This is a genomic window from Spirosoma aureum (assembly GCF_011604685.1).
Taxonomy (GTDB): domain Bacteria; phylum Bacteroidota; class Bacteroidia; order Cytophagales; family Spirosomataceae; genus Spirosoma; species Spirosoma aureum.
On sequence record NZ_CP050063.1, the window covers coordinates 1,529,551 to 1,552,878 of the forward strand.

Here is a 23,328-nt window from a genome sequence, read left to right on the forward strand (position 1 = left end):
AGCGATAGGAGTCTACTGATATTGTGAACTTTTTAAGCCATTGGTTAACGATTCAGGTGCTAAGCTGCACCAGCCTGCCGCTTCGCTTATAAACTGTAGGCTGGTCGGGTGATTAGTAAGCGTTGGGGCTGCTTTCGCTTGACTCCATCAGGATTGCCCATGGCCATGTTATCGTCACGAGTCGGCGTGGTGTTTTGTGGAACGGGTATTGATGGCGACTTACACTCGTAAAGTGAGAGGATAAGAATCGATAGCCACAAAAGTGCGAAAGAGGGGGAGCGGAATCGGAGACGATTAGTCATCGCATTTTCTTTAGAGCCGCACTGTGTATCAAATTGTGTATCAAATAAAAAAGCACTTACAATTTTTACGTTGTAAGTGCTTGATTTTCAGCGTGGGAGTTGAGGGATTCGAACCCCCGACCCTCTGCTTGTAAGGCAGATGCTCTGAACCAACTGAGCTAAACTCCCAAATTTATTTTTTTTGCCGCCCGATTGTTGTCGTTTGGGAGTGCAAATATAGGGGGCTATAGAGTCGTTTTGCAAGCATTTCTATGAAAAAAATTAAACTTTTTTCTAATCGACTGATAGCCAGAGGACGAAACAGATCACTCAAAATTCAGATAGAGCGTGACCGAATGCGTTGTCAATCGGTTGATGCCAACACCGGCTGCGTTGCTCGTGGGCCGATAAAGATTGATCAAGCCGTGTGAGAAACGTAGTTCAGGGGCGAACTTGAAAAACTCAAAGAACTGCTCAAAACCAATACCATATTCGATTGCCAAATCCATTGTCCCGGTGCTTAAGCGACTTGCTCCCTGAAGCTCTTTCCGTCGTACATTCGTTTCGATACTGAATGCACCGCCAGCCAGCAGATACATTCGAGAGTTATTCCGACGTTCCGATTTGTATTTTAGTAAGAGGGGAAAATCAACCCAAGTCGATTCTCGTACCTCCGTTTTTGAGGTACCGCCCGGATAATCATAATGCACCTCCCGGCTAAATAACGATACAGAGGGAGTCAGGCGAAGATCGAAACGGTCATCCAGAAACGCATTCACAACAAAACCAACACGAAAGCTGGGTTTATTGGGTGAATAAATGCGGTAAGCCGAATCCGCAGTCAAAAAGGATGGGCTATGGCCAACACTAAACCGTGTAACTGGAGCTGCGAAAAAGAAGCCATAGTGAATGCTTTTGTCATCATAGCGTTCCAGATGCTTCCGAACGTATTTGTATCCCTGCGCCTGTGTCTGCAAACTGATGGCAACAAGCAGAAAAACGAATAGAGTCGAGCGAGTGCGTTGTGGCCACTGTATAGCCCATCCCGACCAGATCAATCCTGACCTGACCGTTTGTGACCTATGTAAATTGACGCGACGCCGAAAGTAAGGGGTATCCATTTGGTATTGGTGAATCCGGCTGCTTCATAGATACGCAGAAAGTCAGTGCCATCGGGAAACGCCTGCACCGATTCGGGCAGGTAGGTATAAGCCGACGCGTCTTTGCTCACTACGCGCCCAATGAGCGGCAGGATAGTCCGGGAGTAAAAACCGTATACTTGCTTAAATGGGAACTGGCGCGGGTTCGAGAACTCCAGCACTACGCATACGCCACCTGGACGTACTACTCGGTGCATGTCAGTCAACCCCTTAAGCAGGTTCTCAAAGTTACGTACACCAAACGAAACGATGACAGCATCGAATTCATTGTCTCCAAAGGGTAAACGTTCTGAATCCCCCGACCGCATCTCAATGATTTTATCCACTCCGCGCTGCTTCATCTTGTCGCGGCCAACAGCGAGCATACCCTCTGAAATGTCGACACCAATTATCTTTTCAGGCTTCAGGGCCAGCGCTTCGAGGGCAAAATCACCGGTTCCGGTAGCAATGTCCAGAATGGTTTTTGGGCCATATGGACGGAGTTCACGGATTGCCCGTTTGCGCCAGAGAATATCAATACCACCGCTCAAAACGTGATTGAGCAAGTCGTATTTTGGCGAAATGCTATCAAACATTTCGGCGACCTGTTCGCGTTTGGAGGTGTCTTTATCTTTGTAAGGTACAACAGCCATAGATTGAATGATTGACTGATAGAGTGACTGCATGATTGAATTGTTGCTGATTCAATCATGCAGTCACTCTATCAGTCAATGGTTAAGACAACAAAGGTAATGCGATAACAGCACGTTTCGGGCGAAAGTTTGACATTGCGCTGGGCAATGCGTAGTTTTCGAATGAGTGTCACTCTCCTCTACAATCTGATCCGTTATGTTTCCATTCATTCTGTCGGCCTTTCTGGCCTTTAATTCGTATACGAGCCATCCGCCAATCGATGATGATAAACTGGTGAAAAAAGCGCATAAAATTCACCAGCGCGTTCTGACGCTCGATACCCACGCCGATGCACCGATCATGATGCAAAAACAGGGGTTCGATGTTGGCGCTACGCATGATACCAAACGGGATGGGTCGCAGATCGATTTTCCGCGGATGAAAGCAGGCGGTATGGATGCCATGTTTTTTGCCGTATATACCTCGCAGGGGCCTCGTACGGACGAAGGGCATGCCGAAGCCAAACGAAATGCCCTGAACCAGTTTGATCTGATCCATCAGGCATTGAAAAAATACCCGAATCTAGCCGAACTGGCCACAACACCCGCTGATGCATACCGAATCCAGAAGGCTGGTAAGCGAGCCGTTTTTATTGGAATGGAAAACGGATATCCGGTTGGTAGTGATCTGTCAATGCTCAAAACGTATTATGATTTAGGGTGTCGTTACATGACCCTGACTCACTTTGCCAATAACCTTATCGGCGATTCATCCACTGATCCTGATGGGCCGATTTATGGTGGATTGAGTGATTTTGGGAAGAAAGTAGTGCCTGAAATGAATCGACTCGGTATTCTGATCGACGTTTCGCACGTGGCCGACAGCACCTTCTATGACGCGTTGGCTTTATCGAAGGCGCCCGTTATTGCGTCGCATTCCAATTGTCGAGCCTTGTGTGATTTTCCCCGAAATATGACCGACGATATGATTAAAGCGATTGCTGCCAAAGGGGGGGTGGTGCAGGTAAACTTTGTGAGCGATTACCTCAAAAAACCTTCTGATGCGAACCGGGCTGCCAAAACAAAAATCCGGATGGCCAGGGTAGGCAAGGTTGTAACCCCCGAAATGGAAGCCCGGATGACGGCACAAAGCGATTCCGTGGCGAAGATATATGCCTCAGAACGGGCCAGCCTGTCCGATATTGTCGACCATATTGATCATATCGTTAAACTCGTCGGGATCGACCACGTTGGCATCGGCTCTGATTTCGATGGGGGCGGGGGCGTTAATGGTCTCGAAGATGTAAGCCAGATTGAAAACCTGACGGTTGAACTGGTGCGCCGGAACTATTCGGAGGCCGACATCGCCAAAATCTGGGGTGGTAATCTGCTGCGCGTACTAGGGCAGGCAAAAGTCGAATAAATGTAACCGACAGACTCCATGAATATGATGCTACAAACGTTGAAAAGCCGAAATGCCATCCTGTACGGGTTCGGCTTGGTTTGCCTGATTGGTGGAGTCGTATGCATCGGATTATCATTCGTTACTGATCGGGAGGTGCTGGGTATCAATGCGTTTATTAAGCCTGCAAAATTCTTTATCTCGATCTGGATTCTGTGCTGGACAATGGCCTGCTTTACCGGCCTGCTCATACATCGGCGAAAGGTGGTGATCTATAGCTGGGTTTTTGTTGTCATGATGACTCTAGAAATGGTCATTATTACCGGCCAGGCTGCGTTGGGTAAATTGTCGCATTTTAACATTACATCGTCTCTGAATGCCCGACTCTTCGATTTAATGGGGTTTGCCATTACCGTATTTACGTTATGGACGACTTATATTGGGTATTTATTTTTTAAACATAAATCGGTAGGCATAAAAGCAGAATATTTATGGGGCATTCGACTCGGAATTCTGCTATTTGTCATCTTTGCCTTCGAAGGTTTCGTTATGGCAATCCGGTTGAGCCACACGGTGGGAGCACCAGACGGTGGACCGGGCTTGCCCATAACGAACTGGAGTACGCGCTATGGTGATCTGCGGGTCGCTCATTTCTTCGGGATGCATGCCATTCAGCTGTTGCCACTCTTTGGCTATTATGTGGCTAAACGCCCTCGGCAGGTCGTTTTTGTTGCGATTTTGTATTTCATTGGTGTGTCGATCCTACTGGCCGGAGCACTTTCGGGGAAACCCCTCCTCTCAAGCCTAAGCGATTAATGGGTTGTCACATCCCGTAGCTTGCGGCCTGTCAAGGACATAGGTTAATTAATCATCAAAATCGGTAAAGAAAGAGTAAACAGGCCTTTTGGTTTTAATAGACTCTTTCTTTCGCATGAATCGTTCTGACTTTCTAAAAACCTCGGCACTTGCCGGAGCTACGCTCATTACCGATCCCATTCAAGTCCGGGCATTTATTGCACGCAAACCTGCTCAAAAATACCGTACTGCTGTTGTTGGAGCGGGCTGGTGGGGGGGCAATATTCTACGAGCCGCCGTTCAGGCTGGCGAGTCGAAGATCGTCGCCCTCTGCGACGTAGATACGCGCCAACTCAAAAAGACCGGCGATGAATTAAGTAAACTCACATCTGATACGCCCAAACTATACCGGGATTACCGGGAGATGCTGGCGGCCGAAAAGCCCGAAATCGTTATTGTAGCCACACCCGATCACTGGCATCCGCTTATTGCTATTGCGGCTATGCAGGCAGGAGCGCACGTATATGTTGAGAAACCCATTAGCCATACTATCAACGAAGGGAAAGCAATGGTTAAGACAGCCCGACAAACGGGCAAGATTTGTCAGGTTGGCATGCACCGTCGGGTGTCGCCCCACAATGTTTCAGGGATGGAGTTTCTGAAGTCGGGAAAGGTCGGGAAAATTGGTATGGCGCGGGCTTTTGTGCACTATGCGGGCGGAGCAGGCCAGCCTACACCCGATGGCGAAGCACCCCAGGAAATGGACTGGAATATGTGGTGCGGTCCGGCTCCGCTGCGAGCCTACAATCCGGCTATGCACCCCCGAAGCTGGCGTAATTTTCTGAACTATGCGAATGGCACCCTCGGCGACTGGGGAATTCACTGGATGGATCAGATTCTGTGGTGGACAGAAGAAAAGCACCCGCGTAAAGTGTATTCGACTGGCGGTCGATCGATCAAGCAAGATAGCAGCGATGCACCGGATCATCAAGTAGCTACATTTGAGTTTGAGGATTTTACCGCCGTTTGGGAACACCGGACATTTGCTGGTAATAACGCCGAGAAAACACATCCACAGCAGGCCGTTGGGGTGTATTTCTACGGAACAGAAGGCACATTTCACATGGGCTGGCTCGATGGCTGGACTTTCTATCCTGCCGACTCCAAAAAGCCCCCGATTCATCAGGATGCTCAGCTCGATAAGCCTGACGATCAGAACATCGCTCTACTCTGGGCAAATTTTCTGGACAGTATTAAAACCAATAAACTGCCCGTTTGCGACATCGAAATCGGCCACCGCTCAACAAACATGGCCTTGCTGGGTATGCTTTCGATGAAATTAGGGCGGAGTGTGGCCTGGGATGGCCAACAGATTCCGAATGATCCGGAAGCGAATAAACTCCTAAGCCGTGCTTACCGGGGTGAATGGCAATACCCGGTTTAATAATCGAGTTCGCTTTGTTAAGCGTGGCCGTAAGTCTAATAAGCCAAACTCAATGCCAGTTAGTTTATAAAAAAATAGTATTTGCTGTCAACTTAAAAAGCCCGGATCGACTTGGTCCGGGCTTTTTGAGTTAGCAGGAAGTTTGCTTCACATGCTACTATGGCTTGAGCACCTTGATTTGTTGTCGCTCAGAAGGCGTATTTACGTGCAGGAGCAATAATCCTTTGCTATTGTCCACCGGCACACTCACACGTTCCAATGAGTTCGCTTCCTCAAGACGCTGCTGATGCAGGACTTTACCCTGCATGTCCACCAGATTCAACTGCACGGCCTGACCCGCTATCCCTCGAATTTCAACCTCAACGGATTTACCCTCCACCGGATTGCCCAATACAGTCACCTGTAAACCCGCTCCGGCTTCGGCCACCCCCACTCGGGTGGGAGCCGTGCAGACCGCCAGCCAGTTATACAGATAGGTTGCCGTTGTAGCGCCCTGTTTTGCACTGAGAGTAATGCTCGGATTATCCGTGTACAGATTCAGGCTATAAGGACCCGGACTGGCCGTAGCTGGCATCTCATTGACCACCGAGAAGGAGATGGGTGAGCTGTCTACTCCGCCATACTGGGGCGTAAAGGTTACCCGGCGCTGGCCAGGGCTCAACACCTCACAGCTTACCGTCGAGACACCCACAATCGTAAAACCAGCTGGTGTACTGGGCATCGGATTGACCGTGAGTTGGAAGCTACTGCTCACCTGTAAGCCGCCCGGATCCAGCGCCGTTACCTGAACGTTACTGACACCCGTAGTCGAAGGTGTACCGCTGATCAAGCTGCCACTGACTGAGAGTCCACTAGGTAAACCTGTGGCGGAATAGGTTAGCGTTTGCCCATCGGGATCCGAGAAGTAGTTGTTCAGATTCAACTGATAGGCCTGATTCACCAGGATGGTCTGGTTGGGAATACCACTCGTGGTGGGCTGCTGGTTGGGATCAGTGCCGCTCTGGCAGGAGGCAAACCAGTTGTAGGCATACCGCGCTTCGGTACTTCCCGCCTGATTGGCTACCAGGGTAATCACCGGGTTATCCGTATAGAGCTTTAAGGAGTAGGGTGGAGCCTCCGTGGTAGCCGCCTTTTCATTGACCACCGCGAAGGTGATTTGATTGCCATTGGAGCCACTATACTGGGGGGTGAATTGGACCTGATAGCCGCCCTTGGCTTCATCGATGAGCGTACAATTGACCATCTTGACGGCCTGGATAGCAAAGCCACCGGGCAGAATCTGCAAGGCTACCGGAGTTGCCAGGGAACTAGTACAACTGCCCACTGAGCAGGTAGCGGTGAGGGTATAGTTACCCGGCTGGGTGAAGGTATAAACAGTGCCCGTAGCCTGACCGGCTCCCCCCTGCGGTATCCAGTTGATGGTACCCCCACAACCCGTAGCCGTTACGGAGATGGGCTGGTTAGTGGTTGAGAGCGAAGAGGCTTGCAGGCCTGGCGCTGCCAGCGCCGTGTTACTGCTAACCGTGGTCGTAGCCGTCGCCGAGCAGCCACTGCTGGAGACTACCGTTACCGAGTAAACGCCCTGTTGGTTGACGATAGCCGTGTTGGCCGAACTGGCGATCGCACCTGAAGGGCCACTAAACTGATACGTACTCCCTCCGCTGGCGGTTAAGGTCACGCTTGTCAGAGCGCAGGTCAACGGACCATTGTTTTGCAGGCTGGCCGGGGGTAGGGGGTTGACGGTAAGACTAGCGGTGGCCGTGTTGCGACAGCCATTCCCGGTGCTGGTAGCCGTCACCGAGTAAGGTCCCTGGGCTGTCGTAGAGATCATGGTTGTACTCTGCCCACTGCTCCAGCTATAACTAGCCGGGCTGCCCGACGCGGTGAAGGTAGCCGTCTGACCGGCGCAGACAGCGGTGCTGGAAGGGGTAATGCTCACCGTTGGGGCTGAGGTGCTGCTCATGACGGTAGTGGTAGCCGTAGAGGAACAGCCACCGGGATTCGTCACCGTCACACTGTAAGGCCCCGAATTGGTCACACTAGTGGTTGCGCTGCTGACCGGTGAGGGCTGGCTACTGAACTGGTAGGTAGCTCCCTCAAGCCCTCCACCAGCGCTGAGGCTGACACTAGTTTTGGCACAGGTCAGTGTGCCGCTACTGGCCAGAGTGGCCGTAAAGGCTTCACAGGCAGGGGGAGAGGATATGATGACCAGGCCGTTGCCTGAGTTGCCATCGGTAGGCCCACCGGCCTCGAATAACCGTGTACCCGCACTGAACGAGCCCCCACCCCCTCCAACACTTTGGCGACCAGCTAAATTACAACCACCACCGCCGGAGTAACCACCGCCTCCACCCCCTCCTGAACCTCCGGTTCCTGAGCCTCCGCCCCCGAAACCACCCCCCGCAAAAGTACCCGAACTTCCACCATCACTAGTTCCCCCCGCTCCGCCATTGACAAAGGCCCTGCCTCCGCCGTTGAAAAGTACGTTATCAGCCCCATTGGTTAATAAACCACCCCCAGAACTCATGGAAGTGCCTTTAGTACCTCCGCCCTCCCCATTACTGCCTCCGGGCGAACCATCATTACCCCCCGCTCCGCCAGTACCGGTCAGCTGTCCGTGTTTGGTATCGGAGTCAACAGCCGTCTCACCGGACCCTCCACTACCGCCTCCCCCCCGGCGATTACCAGGGGGGTATTACCAGGGCCAACCACAAACGAGCCGCCCCCTCCACCATTTCTTGAGTTATTAACTGCTGGTGCCTGCTGGCCCACCAGAACAGACAGCGCCTGGCCAGGGGTGACGCTGACCTGAGCTCTGATAATGGCCCCCTTGCCGGCGGGAAATTGCGAATTAGGGTTATCCCCTCCCTCGGCTCCTCGAGCTTCAATAATTAGCGAAGTGACGCCCGAGGGCACCGTGTAGGTAACGATCTGGCCAGAGTAGGTAAAGGTCTGTGAGGTGGCCGCTGTCAGACGAGCCGCCCCGGCTGGCGCGGTTGCTGTTGGCTGGGTGAGTGAAGAATTACGGGACTGAAGTGGACGATTCGTCCGTGGCTGAGCTGGCCGGCCCACCGGTTGAAGGTTGTATGGATTGGGTTGTCTTGACCTGAGTCGGTCAATGAGCTGGCCTTGTCCCGAAGAATAGAGCCCTAAGACACCAGCTAAACAAGTTAGAAAAGTAAACAGGTTTTTCATATACGAGGATTGGTTAAACAAAGGATGAGTAAACAGAACAGGGATTAAATCGATGAACCCGTAGAGCCGCCAACGTAGCAGACATGTGAGAGAGTCGGCTCGGGATAGAACTTAGCCAGTAGCAGCAAAAAGTATTGTTAGTTGCATAGGGTAAAGAGAAGGGCGATAAATGGTGAATAAAGAGATTTGGTTTTCGTTTATCAGGCACAAAAACAGGGGTATATACGTAGATATGAGGGGATTAGATGTATTAGTTATAAACTATTTTTACTACTTAGTAAATACTACTTATATTTTTAGTAGGAAAAGTACGGGCTTGATTTAGACGCAGCTTATAAAAACGCCCGATCTCATCGAAACCGGGCGTTTGCTGTGTACGTAAAACAAGGTGAATAGGTATAGCTAGCCGATGCTATGAACTATAAAAGCCAGCACCTCCAGGTTGGCCAACCATGCTTCGAAACGGGAGGCTGAATTCGTTATGTTGACAGTATCAATAAACAAACCAGTCCTTTATTCATAGCTAATGCCTTTGTTTTCGGCAATAAGACTCTCTTCATCCCAGCCTTCATCAATTTGAAGAGTATGCGCAGTGCGGTCGGCCTGAATGACTCGCTCTAGTTCTTCCTGATTTTGACGAACCGCATAGAAGTATTCTTCGTCATTACGAATGGCCGACAGGCGTTTCAGGGTTCGCTCGTCGTGCGTAAAGAACATTTTTGCCGCCCGGTTGGCTTCGTGTGCCCGATGCCCCAATAATTTCATGACATCAACGCCCAGGCGAAGACTGGTGTCTAATGTTTCGCGGTAAATGTGCAATATACCCGCGTTCATCAGGTCGTAGGCATCGTAACGGTTGGTCGAACGAACCAGAATGTGAAGCTCCGGAAAATGCTTTTTGATCGTTTCGATCAGCTCAAGACGTTTTTCTTCATCGCTAATGGCAATAACAATAACTTTAGCTTTAGCCGCACCCGCTATTTCCAGTAAATCGTGACGACTGGCATCTCCATAATAGACATTGAACCCCATCCGGCGAAGGCGATCGACATTGTCGCTGTTGACATCCAGGACGGTTGTTCTTACGTTATTGGCCTGCAAAAAACGGCCTATGGTGCTTCCAAAATGCCCGTAGCCTGCAATAATTACGGGATTGTCTTCCTCAACGATATCGCTTTCCCGTTCTTCAGCGGCTTCCTTGACACCCAATCGGGGCAGAATCAGTTTTTCGTTCAGTACCATCACCAGGGGCGTAAAGGCCATACTGATGGCCACAACTGCTGTCATGGTATCTGTCAATTCTTTGGATAGAATACCCTGCTGGGAAGAGAAGCTGAACAGGACGAATGCAAATTCGCCGATCTGACAAAGGCCAAAGCTAAAAATGAAATTCTGATCGGTCGAAAGCGAAAAAGACTTTCCCAGCCTGAATAGGACAAGTAGCTTGCAGATCATAATGCCGACAACTAAACCTATAATCAGCAATGGCTTAGCAAGAATTAACGGAAAGTCTATGGATGCTCCAACGGCGATAAAGAATAAGCCTAGCAGTAAACCCTTGAATGGATCGATATCACTTTCCAGTTCATGACGATACTCACTATTGGCCAGTACGACACCTGCCAGAAATGTACCCAAAGCAGGACTTAGCCCGACTGTTGTCATTAATACAGCAATACCTACCACCAACAGCAGGGCGGTGGCCGTGAACATTTCCCGCATACCGGTTCGTGCAATGACGCGGAAAAGGGGTGGAGTTGCATACCGACCCGCTACCACAACAGCGGCTACGGAACTCAGCACAACAATTGGCTGTAGCCAGGAAGGTAGTGAACTTACCAGACTAGCACTGCCATGACCGCCCTCGGCGGTTGCTACGTTTGTTTCGCTGGCCAGCAACGGAAACAGTGCTAACATGGGGATGACAGCAATGTCCTGAAACAGCAGCACGGCAAACGAACTTTGCCCGGCTGCTGTTTTCATAAGGTTTTTTTCGTTCAGCGATTGTAGCACAATGGCTGTAGACGAAAGCGATGTAATCATGCCCAATGCCAGTGACTGTTTCCAGTCAATACCGAAAAGCATGGCCAAACCCGCAATCAATACAGATGTAAGCCCAACCTGCATGCCACCCATGCCAAGAATGGATTTGCGTAGACGCCATAGCCGGGATGGCTCCAGTTCGAGCCCAATGACAAAAAGCATAATCACAACCCCAAATTCGGCGAAGTGCATAATGTCGGTTCCTTCGCTGCCAATGAATTCCAGGCAGGCCGGGCCAATAATAATACCGGCCAGCAGGTAGCCCAACACAGACCCCAATCCTAATTTTTTGGCAATCGGGACCATAATGACGGCTGCGGCCAGATAAACCATCGCCTGAAAAAAGAATGTTTCTTTCATCGTTGATACGTTTCGTAGAGGAGAGTTGACGGAATGATGTAAGCTTAATGTTGAAGTGTCTGCAAGGCAGGGACCAGCTCATTGAGGTAGTCTACCTGCTTATAATCCAGCGCCAAAAGCTGGTCATTGGCGAGGGCAGATAAAATGGTTCGGTATTGCTCCCCATAACGCTTTATGTCTTCGGGGGTAATGCGGTACGTGCCATGAATAACGAACGGGGGTAAGTACTCCATTTTACAGGTGATGGCTGTTTGATCGAATGGAGCCAGAAACTGATGTACAGTATACCGGTTACGACCCGTTTCGGAATAGGCATCCTGGGCACCACCGCTCGAAATAACATTGAACATTTTTTTCCCGACCAACGCGTTCCCGTGTGAGCCATAGGCCCAGTTATGTTCCAGCACTAAGTCGAACCATTGCTTGATGAGGGCCGGGCAACTGTACCAGTAGAAAGGATGCTGAAAAACGATAATATCGTGTTGCAGTAAAAGCCTCTGCTCCCGTTCTACATCAATATACATGTCTGGGTAGTACTCGTAAAGATCATTGAACGTCACGTTTTTTATGTCACGGCAATAATTAATCAATACTTTATGGACATTGGATTTACTCAATGCCGGATGTGCAAACTGAATGAGTACTTTGGCCATATACGATCATGAAATTAGGATCAGGTACACCGTAAGTTGCTGGCGGTGTTCATCCTGAAAGGCAACAGAACAAAAGGCAGTCGGTTGCTCAAAGGCAATCCACATCAGCCACTACACTGACCTGCCGCAGCCCTTTGTCGGTCAGAATATCGTTGATTCGGTCTTGAATATAGGCTTTAACTGCCTTAACATTCACCTTATCACGTTCTAACTTAATAAGAATGTCGAACAGAAATTGGTTCCGAATCCGCTCGACAAGTGGCTCTTCGGGTCCTAAGACACGGCTACTGCCCAGTGCATCAGTGAGTTCGGCAGCAAGTCGTTCGGCAGCCTGCTGGCTGATGGCTCGGTCTGGGTGGCGAACCGTTAGTTTGATCAGACGCGAAAACGGAGGGTAATTAAAATCCTGTCGTTCCTGAATTTCTTCGTCATACAAGCCCTTGTAATCATTCTCGATGATCTTTTGCAGGATCGTCTGCTGCGGATTGCTGGTCTGGATCAATACGGTTCCCTGGCGGCCAGCCCGGCGACCGGCCCGACCACTGACCTGTGTAAGCATCTGAAAGGCCCGCTCTGTAGCCCGGAAGTCAGGAAAACGAATCAGGCGGTCGGCATCGAAAATACCCACCAAGCTGACGTTGTCGAAATCCAGTCCTTTCGTGATCATCTGTGTACCGACGAGCATATCCACCTGGCCACCCTCAAATTCCTGAATAATCTGCTGATACGCATTTTTTGCGCGGGTCGTATCCAGATCCATCCGTAGTATTCGTGATTCAGGGAAATAAATCTGTAACTGATCTTCGAGTTTTTCCGTACCAAAGCCGATCGTACGCACTTTTGTGGAGCCACAGGTTGGGCATACACGAGGCACTTCTTCTTTGTGGCCGCAATAGTGGCAGCGCAATTCGGCATCCCGCTGGTGGTAGGTCAGACTAACGGCACAGTTGGGACATTCGGCCGTCCAGTCGCAGTCTTCACACTGCATGTAAGGCGAATAACCCCGGCGATTCTGAAACAGAATGCTTTGTTCTTTCCGTTCCATGTTCATTTCCAGGGCATAAAGCAGCGCAGATGAAAACTCATTTTTCATCGTTTTCTGTTTTTTCTCCTGCCTGGTATCGACTAATACAATATTTGGCAGCGTTGCTTCACCAAAACGCTGGAACAGTTCAACCAGCCCGTAGCGGCCTTGCCTGGCCTGATAGTACGTTTCGAGCGATGGGGTCGCTGATCCCAGCAATACTTTAGCCTGTTGCCAGTGAGCCAGCATGATGGCTACGTCGCGGGCGTGGTAGCGGGGAGCGGGATCGTGCTGTTTATACGAGGTTTCGTGTTCTTCGTCTACAATGATCAGTCCGAGGTTGTCGAAGGGCAAAAAGACCGCAGACCGTACCCCCACTACAAACTGATACTGACCCGATACAACGCCTTTCCAGACCTCCACGCGCTCGTTATCCGAAAATTTGGAGTGATAGATTCCCATTTTATCGCCGAAAACACGCTGCAACCGAACAACAATCTGGGTTGTAAGCGCAATTTCAGGGAGCAGGTACAATACCTGTGACCCGCTGCCGATCGCCTGCTGAATCAGATCGATATACACTTCCGTTTTACCACTGCCCGTGATGCCGTGAAAGAGTACAATGTTCTGACTCTCGAACTGAGCCATGATTTGCCGGGAGGCCGTCCGCTGGGCATCCGTTAGTTTAATCTCAACCGACGACGCGGGTGAATTGTCAGAGAAACGGGGCTGGATCACCTCAAAGGCTTCAAAAACGCCGTTTTTCAGGAGGGTCGAAAGCGACGATTGCGAAAGCTCTTCATCCTGATTGAGGATGGTTTTATCCAGGCCTTTCTGGTTGAGCGTTGGGTCGCGCTGAAGCGGTATATGACTCAGGTAGCGCATGACCACTTCCTGTTGTTTGGGTAATTTTTCGAGCCGCTGGAGAAGAACCAGTAACTGTTCCCGCTCCTCATAATTCCGGTGCAGCCTGACCTTCCGCACCATCTTGGGAATGTATTTTTCTTTGACTTCTTCGAAAACGATGACCGCTTTTTTACCAATCAGCGATTTGATCAAAGCCGGAATATTGGTGCTTTCGCCCGCCAGTCGGCTAAGTTCATCGTAGGAGAGGGCAGGGTGTTTTTTGAGTTCGGTCAGCAGGGTTGACTCAAATTCGGTGAGCAGTTCCGGATAGTCAAAATCAGGGTTGAACTGCACCTTCGATTGGCTGGAGATCTTCAGGCCAGATGGTAAGGCCACATTCATTACATCGCCAATGCAGCACATGTAATAGGCTGACATCCAATTGAAAAGCTCTAGCTGATAGCCTGTTACTAATGGGTATTCGTCAAGTATTTCGCTAATGTAACGCGCCTGATAATTGCCGGGTGGTGTGTTATGCAGCCTATACACCACGGCGGTCAGTACGCGACCGTTATTTTTTCCAAAAGGGACAATAACTCTGGCGCCAATTTTGAGTATGTCGGCCATACCGCGAGGCACGCGATAGGTAAATAATTTGGGTACCGGAATCGGTAAAATCAAATCAGCGAAGAAAGTGACTTCTTCGGCTTCCAGGGATGAAAAGAGTGAGTAAGGTTGATTTTCCACGAATCAAATCGGTACGTCTAGTAAATATAGGCAGAAAACAGCCAGTTGCTGGTAAAGAATTTGTCTAAGAGTGGCCTGCCAATGGACATCGTTAAACAAAAGGAATGGTAAAGAAGAATATACGTTTTTTACAGAGCTATCGTGTTTTGCCTGCCAGTGCCAGCGAGCTGGTGTTTAAGCTAATGGTACCTGGCAATTTGCAACTTACAACAGATACAACCGGGAATCCCGTTCCCGAAGAGAAACAGATCGCCAGGGGAGATGCTCCGTTGGAATTCCGGACGAACGTGTAAAAAGACCTCAATGACGCAACCTTTGAGGTCTTTTTGTGTGTTAAAATACTGTAATGCGGGTGAAAACCTGCCTATTTTGCGGGTTAAGCCCGCGTTACTATTATGCAACTTTTTGATGTCATTATCGTTGGTGGTGGCCCCTGCGGGCTGGCCGCTGGTATTGAAGCAGCCAAAGCCGGGCTTAGTCATTTGATCCTGGAAATGGGTAGTCTGACCGAATCGATCCGGCAATATCCCCGGCGAATGCGCTTCTTTTCAACGGCCGAAAATATTGAAATTGGCGGACTACCTTTCCCGATTTCGGGGGTAAAAGCGGGTCGTGATGAAGCGTTGCAGTATTATCGGAAGGCAGCAGCTTATTATCACCTGAATTTTAAGTTATTCCAGACCGTTTGGGACGTTCAGAAAGAAGACGACCTGTTTACGGTTTCAACGACAACGGGTGAGCAGTATCAGGCCCGTAAGGTAATTATGGCTACGGGTTATTTTACCCGTCCGCGCTGGCTGGGTATTCCGGGCGAAAACCTGCCACATGTGTCGCACTACTACGACGAACCATTCAAATATTCGTTCACGAATGTAGTCATAATCGGGGCATCCAATTCGGCGGTCGAAGCAGCACTTGAGTTGTATCGTCATGACGTGAACATAACAGTTGTTCATCGGGGTGAAGATTTCCGGAGTACGGTGAAATATTGGCTTGTGCCAGACGTGAAAAACCGGGTAAAAGAAGGGAAAATCAAAACCGTATTCGACTCGGTGGTAACGCAGATCGGTGAGAAAACAGTAACCATAAATAACCTGAAAACCGGGGAAGAAAGCCATCTGCCTGCTGATTTTGTATTGGTATTGACGGGTTATATTCCTGATGCTGAATTGCTTCGTCGCTGTGGTATTGAACTGGATCCGGTTACGCAGGTGCCTGTCTATAACAAAGAAACCTTCGAAACGACTGTGCCTGGGCTCTACGTCTGTGGAACAGTTATGGCTGGAATTTATACTGAAAAAGTCTTTATCGAGAATGGTCGCGAACACGCTCAGTCGATCATCGATCACATTATGGGCCGCGAAGTGCATCAGGTAAAAGAACTGATTCAGCGCATCTGATAGCGTAACGCAAACGGCTTCTGTTACGGAGTCTGCCCATAGTCCCGTGGGCGTCAAAAGGTAGGACAGTAAATTCGATAGCCAACGGTGTTTACGTGTGAGCAAACACCAACTTGTAGGTCTCTGCTTAAACAATAGGGGCCAGGTTGTATTTTTGCCCAAAAACGTACTTGCGTGAACGCCCTCCCTTGTGTCATTCGTCGGTTAAATCTGATAGCCGGATTGCTGTTTCTAGCCAATTCGCTATTTGCCCAGACATCCCCTTCCAACTGGACCAGCCAATACTGGCCCGCCCGCTGGATTTTGCATCCAACTGCTCCGTCCCGGCAGTATGGTATCTTTCATTTTCGGAAAACCATCGATCTGCCGCAGAAGCCCACCCGTTTTGTGGTTCATGTGTCGGCTGATAACCGCTATCGGCTGTTTGTCAATGGAAAAGCCGTAGCCATCGGGCCTGCCCGCAGTGATACGCAAAACTGGAATTACGAAACCATCGATCTTGCACCATACCTACAGGCAGGAAAAAACACGTTGGCTGCACAGGTGTGGTACATGGGAGAAGGCGCTCCTTTTTCGCAGATGAGCTATCAGCTGGGTTTTTTGTTACAGGGTGATAGCGACACTGAAAAAATAGCCAACACAGACGCTAGCTGGAGAATACTGCATAATCCGGCTTATTCTCCCATCAGGAACGACATTCCTAAGCTTCGTACTTACATCGTTGTGGGTGATGGCGATCGAGTCGATGCCGCCACTTACCCCTGGGGCTGGGAACAGCCAAATTTTGACGACAAAGCCTGGGTTTCTGCTAAGCCACTCGGTTTTCCGACCAAACCGCGTGGCCTGGGCACCGATGGAAACTGGGGATTAGTGCCTCGTACGATTCCCATGATGGAGGAAAAAAGCGTTCGGCTGGCAACCGTTCGGCGGAGCGAAAACGGCAAAATGGAGAACGCTTTCCTGCAAGGGAAAGCACCTGTGACGGTTCCGGCCAATACAAAGGCGGTTTTCCTTCTGGATCAGGGCTATCTGACCAATGCATACCCGGAACTGACCGTTAGCAAAGGGAAAGGAGCTACCGTAACACTGGCGTATGCTGAGGCATTGATCGATGCTAAAGGGCTGAAAGGAAATCGAAACGCTATTGAAGGTCGCACGATGCGTGGTTTTGAGGATCAGTTCATTGCCGATGGTAACAGCAAGCGTACATTCAGGCCGCTCTGGTTCCGTACCTATCGTTATCTGCAATTGACCGTTGATACCAAAGAGGAATCGCTTGTGCTGGATGATCTGCTTGGGCAATTTACGGGTTATCCGTTCGAAGAAAAAGCTCGATTCGCAGCCAGTGACACTACCCTCAAATCGCTCTGGAATGTGGGTTGGCGAACAGCGCGGCTCTGTGCGGGCGAAAACTATTACGATTGCCCTTACTACGAACAGTTGCAGTATACGGGCGACACACGCATTCAATCAATGATTTCACTCTACGTAACGGGCGACGACCGACTGATGCGAAAAGCTATTACAGACTATGAACATAGCCGCTTTAACGACGGACTGACCCAAAGCCGCTACCCATCGGCTGATTTTCAGGTGATTCCAACTTTTTCATTGTTCTGGGTCTGTATGGTGCATGATTACTGGATGAACCGCCAGGACGATGCGTTTGTAAAGTCGATGCTGCCCGGAATTCTGGGCGTACTGAACTGGCACGAACAGCGTATTGCCAAGACGGGCCTGAATGGTCCGCTGGAATGGTGGAATTTCGTAGACTGGTCGAAGTGGCAAAACGCGAAAGACGAAGCAGCAGGGGGTGTTCCGGCCGGCGCGCGGAAAGGCGGGTCGAGTATTTTGTCGTTACAACAGGCGTATACCTACTTCCGGGCGGGCGATCTGCTATCGCATTATGGTCTGAACGAACGCGCTGAACACTATCGCGAATTAGGTCGTAAATTAAACAAAGCCGTGTTTGCTCAGTGCTGGGATGCCAGCCGGGGTCTTATTGCCGATACGCCCATATTACCTCCTGGTCAGCCCGGAAAAAACATATTCAGCCAGCACGCGAATATTCTTGCCGTATTAACGGATGCGGTGCCCGTTGCTCAGCAGGCAGCCTTGTTGCAAAAAGTGATGACGGAGAAAAACATCGGTTCCGATACATTGACCCAGGCAACTTTCTACTTCAAATACTATCTGTTTGAAGCCATGAAGAAAACAGGTCTTGGCGATCAGTTCGTAGCGCAGTTGAAACCCTGGCGCGACATGCTGGCTATGGGTTTGACCACCTTTGCCGAGAATCCTGAACCGACCCGCTCTGATTGCCACGCCTGGAGTGCTTCACCACTCTATGAATTTTTATCGATCACCTGTGGAATCCGTCCGGCTGAGCCAGGATTTAAATCGGTGCGTATCGAGCCCTATCTGGGCGACCTGACAACGGTAGAAGGGCAGATGCCACATCCGCTGGGTGACATCGCTGTGCAGTTTCAGAAAACACCGACAGGTAGCCTGACCGGAACGATCACTTTGCCCGCCAATCTGACAGGTACACTCCGTTGGAAAGGAAAAGCCTTACCACTGAAAGCAGGTAAACAGACTGTGAGTTTATGAATACTTTGTTGTTAAGTAGTCTATATTGATATTTTTGTATAAATAAATATATTCTTATCCGGGATAACGATACTTTTGATAAAAAAAACGCCTGATGCTAGTGCTCTGTACTTAATAGATCAGCATTACATTCGGCGTTTTTTGTATTTTTGTGGCTTACAAGTTACGGTGGGTATCGAAACGTCCGGGCATATTGGCCGGGCGTTTTTTGTTTAGTACTAAGGATACCAAAATGCATCTAAACCCTAATGCTTTCGCATAAAATTTTGGTTGTTGTGGCCAAATAAAAGAATATTTGTCATCCTCTTTGCACCCAAGACAATGAAACTATTGCTCTGCTTAGTCCTCAATCTGGTACTTGTTTCGGTGGCCGTCAAGGCGCAGAAAATTCCAAAGGGAGCTGATGCCATTGAACTAACGACCACCTTAGCCGATTCTGCCCTGTTTGAATCGGTTCAGTCTTATCTGGAAGAGGCAGGATTTGATATCGACGTTGCGAATGAAGAAGAAGGGGCGATCATAACTGAATACAGAACGATAACAGAGTTCAAAACAATCAGAGAACCCATTCAGATACGTCTGCTGGCCACACTCGAAAACGGAGTCATATTATTTAAAGGACAGGCAACTTCCCGAAATCCGGGTAACACCTACGAAAATGAACCGATCGTCAATGATGAATCGAGCAATGGAGCGTTTCTATTTATAAACGAAATAATAAACAGCTACGCTAAAACGCTGGATCAGGCAACGATAGAATACAATGTACCCTGAGTAGGTAGCCATTGTATCAAAAAAGGATCTGCCCCTATCCAGAGTCAAACACTTGCCTTATACACTCGGTTAGTCGCTTGTGCCTGTGTGTGGGCACTGTGTTAAAGTACACTACCAAGGAGGGCCCGGTTTATACCGGGCTTTTTTGTGAAAATAGCAAGGCGAATCCGCCTGAAGCGGCCCTATTGCCCGTTAATGTATACAAATCAGGAAGATTTTTGTAATAAGTGAGTAACGAACAACTTATTTCAGTTAACTATGGTTCAATAAGAAATAGATTGATTTAATTATACTTATAATCAGGCTATTTGATCTAAAAAGGGCATCATTCTCGATATAAAATCATGATGTTATAACATGGTAAGCCCACGGGAATAAACACGAACTATGGAAACGTTCAGTAAAAAAGAAAAAGAAAAGCAAAGACAAAAAAAGAGAAAAGATAAGCAGGAAAAGAGAGAGGACCGTAAAGCGAATGCCCAGAAAGGTCAACCTCTTGACCAGATGCTGGCATACGTCGATGAGAACGGCAATATTTCGTCTACTCCTCCCGATCCCAGAAGAAAGAGACAAATCAACGAAGAAGACATACAGCTTGGCGTTGCTAAACAGGAAGATGAAGCTGCTCCAGACGTGATCCGCCAGGGAGTAGTTACATTCTTTAACGCATCGAAGGGTTATGGCTTCATCAAAGACCTACAGTCTCAGGACAGTATTTTTGTGCACATAAATGCACTGATCGATCCCATCAACGAACAGGATAAGGTGAGCTTTTCAATTACCAGAACGCCAAAAGGCCCCAATGCAATTGATGTTAGAAAAGCCGTATAAGCTGGCTGAGGCTAATACTATTGCATGCGCTGTATTTTTTATTTCTGTTAATGAGTACAAAGTTGGCATAGCTACCTAAAGAATGTGTCTTTAGGAGACTTTTTTCTTATCACCCAAATCATGTCCAAACTTATTTATACATCCATTCCTCCTACTACAGACAACGCCTACTGGATGCTCAAATTTTCGGATGGCAAAACCAGTATTTATGTACCGCGTGATAAAGAACTTGACCGGCAATTAAAGATTAAGTTCCAGGCAGAAGTAGCTGCGCGAACCTCCGTAAGGCGAAAAAAAGACAATCGGTAGGTTGTCTTGCCAGAACGCTGAATGTAGGATAAGGTACACAGGAGAACTATGGATGTATCATTAGGGCTGGCCGGGTAGTTCGGAGATTCGTTCTATTACTACTCATGTCCCTGTCAGACGTTGCCCATAAAGCCAGCGTGATTTTGTTATGAACGCTCTACCTCCTCAATGCCAGAGCGTTCAGAGTATGTATAGATAGAAGAAGCAGTCGTAATCTGGGCAAGGCACTCGCTCAGATTGACGACCGTTTTTGTATGCCCTCAACGCCAATTAGTTAAGGCTATATAAAAAGAAATAGGCCACCCCCGAAAGAGCAGCCCGCGAAAAGAAAAGTGTTATCAATCATTCTTACGTGAAAAGAGATTTTTCAGATTTCTTTGGAAGAAACTTTTTTTCAGAAAGCCACCTACATTTTCTCCTTAAAGAGATTATTTCTGTGTAATTGATTGGTTATCAAGGGGTAGTTTTTTTTGAGGAGTGGTGAAATTTTTTTAATTGTTAGCAATTAATTTGCGTTTGAAATCACGAGTCACAAAGGCCCGGAGTTTGTCTGAACGTATTTTGCCAACTTTACTGAGTTATTAATTCAGTTAAATTTCTCCAGTAATCCTGCCATCATTTCCTCAAAATAGGCTCCGTTGTAAGGGCCAAACCAGTTCATGTCGCGGATTTCGTAGGCTTGCCGATCGTAATAACGATCGGGTGTAATATAGCCGATATAGCCACCATCGAAGCTGGTCACCATCAGGTGAAGTCCTTTTTTTGCTGCCAGTGGGTGAAGCTCGGCCGCTAATTCCCCGGAAAAGTCGCAGGGAGTACCGAGCAGTACGGTTTCGCCAATGCGTAGGGCTTTTAAGTCGGACGGATAATCGCCATAAAGCGCATAAAACAACCACGGGCGAACCCGCCAGTTTCCGATCACGCGTGGGTTCGGCTCGCGTAGACCGAGCGGTAACGTCAGTATCGATAACGTACTGTCTGGATGAGTCTGAATCGTTGGCATCGTGCGTTCAATGCGTATGGCCAGATCGCCCGCATAATTACGAATCTCCTGAAAGTCGGTTTTTCCCCGTGGTTTGGGTGCGGTACTGCCAACCGCTCCGGCCAGAAACAGGGCAAACGTAGCCGATTTTTTCTCCAATCGATCGACCAGTGAACCGGGGTAATCGCGACTGAGATAAGCACTATTGTCGCCGTCGAAAAGTGTTGGGTGACCAGCAAATGAGCAAAGTAGTGCCGACTCCCCGGACTTTTTCCGAAGCTCCAGCAGCCTGATTTTTCCATCGAGTGGGCCCGTAGGACCCGACGAACTAAGTCGGTTCGAAATAAGGTCCGTAGCATCGGTTTCGCCAAAGCCGATTTGAACAGGCGCCATGTTCGATTGGGCCTTGCGAATAGCCGCCAGAATGCCGTTGGTAATGAGCGTCACGATTTTTTCATCATAACTTCCGGCAATCAATTGACCAACCAAACGGGGTGCCCAGCCGCCAATGCTGTTGTGTGAATGGATAGCGCCCATATAGAGGTTTTCCCATTGAAGACCAACCTCTGGTAAGCGTTTTTTGAGCGCTTCAGCTACCGTTGGGGGCGTGATGACGAGGTCCAGAGCTATTACGGCTACTTTCGTGCCGCCATTGTCGAGCATGATCGCCCGAACAAAAATCGAATCGCTGATAATCTTCCAGTGTTTTCCTAACCGTTCGCCATACCCGCCAGTCGGTGTCGTGTAGGATGGCGTAATGTTGACTTTGGCCCAGCCCGCCCGAAGCGGTTGCCTGCCAGCAGGCGGAACCTGAAGCATGGCGAGTCGCTGTTTGGTTTGGGCGTAGTACGGCATCTCACGATATGGCGTTTCGTCTACAGGCGCCAGACTGATAGCCAGAAATAAGAGAAGGAATACAAGCAGTCCGAGCAGGACTCTAAAAACTATACGAAGGAATTTCATACCGGCTGTGCCACCGACACTGGCGAATTTACCCGCAAGCAACAAAAAAAGAGTCGGATGGGAAAGGAAAACAAGAAAGGCACCAGAGAAAACTCCGATGCCTTTCATCACCTTGCCGGTTTCCCGGCCTCCCTATACGTGGCCGCAATTGGGTTTAAGCCAAAAACGGCTTCACGATGGCTAGTACCGCATCTTTGGTGAGCGGTTCATCGAATGCTTCACGGATGGCATCGTCTGATTTGCCCGTCAGCGTTTTCAGGTTAATTCCGGCCTGGGTGAACGACGTCTGCGTGGTATCAGAAACCCAGCCTTTCATTCCCTGCATCCGGCGGATTTCTGATGCGTGCCGGGCTTCAACGGAGTGAATTTGAAGGGCTATCTGCAAAATATCTTTGTCATTGATCAGGGTTGCCGCCTGACCTTTGTAGGCTTGCACGCCTGTATCTTCAAAGGCACGGGCAGTGGCAAGAAAGGTCGTGTAATTCGTAAACGTACCGGCAGGGAACTTAAACGTCGGCTTGGCTACTGCTCCGGCTCCCAGCGCCGTTTTCAGCAGATTTACGTGGGCCGTTTCGTGTTTGCTGATCTGGCTGATAACTGTTCTGTCGGCGGCCGGAACAAGGCCGGCCGCTGCGAGTCCCGTTCTGTAAAATTCGTCTTCGAGGTATTCGAGCGTCAGCGCAAAATTCGCTACCTCAATAGCTGCTGCCGACGGTGGAGTCGTAGCCTGAGCAAACGCCTGATTGAATGTGGTAGCCACAAGCGTAGGAATAGCTGCCGCTGCCAGATTTGTACCGTATTTAATCAGATTCCGACGCGAATAAAAGCTGTATCGCTCAGTCGCTTCGGGATCAAATTGCTCAATTTCAGAGAAGATTTTAAATAAATTCATGGCGTT

At 49.2% G+C, this 23,328-nt stretch carries 19 protein-coding genes and 1 tRNA gene; 9 read left to right on the top strand and 11 right to left on the bottom strand.

All coding sequences use genetic code 11. The annotated features are described in order from the left end of the window. Positions 1-86: 86 nt before the first annotated feature. From G8759_RS06230 to ubiE, 4 genes are all read right to left on the bottom strand, one after another. Complete coding sequence (locus G8759_RS06230) at positions 87-302, bottom strand: hypothetical protein (RefSeq protein WP_167206209.1); 216 nt, start codon at positions 300-302, stop codon at positions 87-89. A gap of 93 nt (positions 303-395) precedes the next feature. Next, a tRNA-Val gene (locus G8759_RS06235) sits at positions 396-470 on the bottom strand. Positions 471-607: 137 nt separating this feature from the next. Next, on the bottom strand, positions 608-1,402 hold the full coding sequence (gene porT / locus G8759_RS06240) for a type IX secretion/gliding motility protein PorT/SprT (protein WP_167206211.1): 795 nt from the start codon (positions 1,400-1,402) through the stop codon (positions 608-610). Further along, positions 1,336-2,073, bottom strand: a complete 738-nt coding sequence (gene ubiE, locus G8759_RS06245) for a bifunctional demethylmenaquinone methyltransferase/2-methoxy-6-polyprenyl-1,4-benzoquinol methylase UbiE (protein ID WP_167218759.1) — start codon at positions 2,071-2,073, stop codon at positions 1,336-1,338. The genes porT and ubiE overlap by 67 nt, the downstream gene beginning before the upstream one ends. Before the next feature lie 196 nt (positions 2,074-2,269). Between ubiE and G8759_RS06250 the strand changes: the two genes are divergently transcribed. The 3 genes from G8759_RS06250 (at position 2,270) to G8759_RS06260 (ending at position 5,693) form a co-directional block, all read left to right on the top strand. Further along, on the top strand, positions 2,270-3,475 hold the full coding sequence (locus tag G8759_RS06250; protein WP_167206213.1) for a dipeptidase: 1,206 nt from the start codon (positions 2,270-2,272) through the stop codon (positions 3,473-3,475). Positions 3,476-3,493: 18 nt separating this feature from the next. Beyond that, positions 3,494-4,270, top strand: coding sequence for a hypothetical protein (locus tag G8759_RS06255; protein WP_167206215.1), 777 nt, complete (start codon positions 3,494-3,496; stop codon positions 4,268-4,270). A 115-nt stretch (positions 4,271-4,385) separates the two neighbouring features. Further along, positions 4,386-5,693, top strand: a complete 1,308-nt coding sequence (locus G8759_RS06260; RefSeq protein WP_167206217.1) for a Gfo/Idh/MocA family protein — start codon at positions 4,386-4,388, stop codon at positions 5,691-5,693. Between the two features lie 157 nt (positions 5,694-5,850). Here the strand turns inward: G8759_RS06260 and G8759_RS36155 are convergent, their stop codons facing one another. The 5 genes from G8759_RS36155 to priA form a co-directional block, all read right to left on the bottom strand. After that, positions 5,851-8,220 carry a putative Ig domain-containing protein gene (locus G8759_RS36155; RefSeq protein WP_167206219.1) on the bottom strand — a complete coding sequence of 790 codons (2,370 nt, stop codon included), beginning with the start codon at positions 8,218-8,220 and terminating at the stop codon, positions 5,851-5,853. A gap of 80 nt (positions 8,221-8,300) precedes the next feature. Then, positions 8,301-8,765 (bottom strand): glycine-rich protein, encoded by a 465-nt coding sequence (locus G8759_RS06270; RefSeq protein ID WP_167206221.1) that lies wholly within the window; start codon positions 8,763-8,765, stop codon positions 8,301-8,303. A 636-nt stretch (positions 8,766-9,401) separates the two neighbouring features. Beyond that, positions 9,402-11,291 carry a monovalent cation:proton antiporter-2 (CPA2) family protein gene (locus tag G8759_RS06275; protein WP_167206223.1) on the bottom strand — a complete coding sequence of 630 codons (1,890 nt, stop codon included), beginning with the start codon at positions 11,289-11,291 and terminating at the stop codon, positions 9,402-9,404. Between the two features lie 44 nt (positions 11,292-11,335). Then, positions 11,336-11,944: an NAD(P)H-dependent oxidoreductase gene (locus G8759_RS06280; RefSeq protein ID WP_167206225.1), complete on the bottom strand. Its 609-nt coding sequence runs from the start codon at positions 11,942-11,944 to the stop codon at positions 11,336-11,338. Positions 11,945-12,032: 88 nt separating this feature from the next. Further along, a complete protein-coding gene (gene priA / locus G8759_RS06285) occupies positions 12,033-14,561 on the bottom strand; it encodes a replication restart helicase PriA (RefSeq protein ID WP_167206227.1) in 2,529 nt (842 codons plus the stop codon). A 104-nt stretch (positions 14,562-14,665) separates the two neighbouring features. Here priA and G8759_RS06290 point away from each other — a divergent pair, with 104 nt between their 5' ends. From G8759_RS06290 to G8759_RS06315, 6 genes are all read left to right on the top strand, one after another. Beyond that, positions 14,666-14,854 (top strand): hypothetical protein, encoded by a 189-nt coding sequence (locus tag G8759_RS06290; RefSeq protein WP_167206229.1) that lies wholly within the window; start codon positions 14,666-14,668, stop codon positions 14,852-14,854. Between the two features lie 102 nt (positions 14,855-14,956). Next, the gene (locus G8759_RS06295) at positions 14,957-15,961 is read left to right on the top strand and encodes a YpdA family putative bacillithiol disulfide reductase (RefSeq protein ID WP_167206231.1); all 1,005 of its coding nucleotides are present in this window, start codon (positions 14,957-14,959) and stop codon (positions 15,959-15,961) included. 210 nt (positions 15,962-16,171) lie between these two features. After that, positions 16,172-18,571: a family 78 glycoside hydrolase catalytic domain gene (locus tag G8759_RS06300; RefSeq protein WP_394353320.1), complete on the top strand. Its 2,400-nt coding sequence runs from the start codon at positions 16,172-16,174 to the stop codon at positions 18,569-18,571. 321 nt (positions 18,572-18,892) lie between these two features. Further along, a complete protein-coding gene (locus G8759_RS06305) occupies positions 18,893-19,345 on the top strand; it encodes a hypothetical protein (protein ID WP_167206233.1) in 453 nt (150 codons plus the stop codon). A 387-nt stretch (positions 19,346-19,732) separates the two neighbouring features. Next, positions 19,733-20,176: a cold-shock protein gene (locus G8759_RS06310; RefSeq protein WP_167206235.1), complete on the top strand. Its 444-nt coding sequence runs from the start codon at positions 19,733-19,735 to the stop codon at positions 20,174-20,176. 120 nt (positions 20,177-20,296) lie between these two features. After that, positions 20,297-20,485, top strand: a complete 189-nt coding sequence (locus tag G8759_RS06315; protein WP_162385016.1) for a hypothetical protein — start codon at positions 20,297-20,299, stop codon at positions 20,483-20,485. Positions 20,486-21,071: 586 nt separating this feature from the next. Here the strand turns inward: G8759_RS06315 and G8759_RS06320 are convergent. Continuing rightward, a complete protein-coding gene (locus tag G8759_RS06320; protein WP_167218763.1) occupies positions 21,072-22,430 on the bottom strand; it encodes a neutral/alkaline non-lysosomal ceramidase N-terminal domain-containing protein in 1,359 nt (452 codons plus the stop codon). Between the two features lie 154 nt (positions 22,431-22,584). Further along, positions 22,585-23,322: a ferritin-like domain-containing protein gene (locus G8759_RS06325; protein ID WP_167206237.1), complete on the bottom strand. Its 738-nt coding sequence runs from the start codon at positions 23,320-23,322 to the stop codon at positions 22,585-22,587. Positions 23,323-23,328 lie beyond the last annotated feature (6 nt).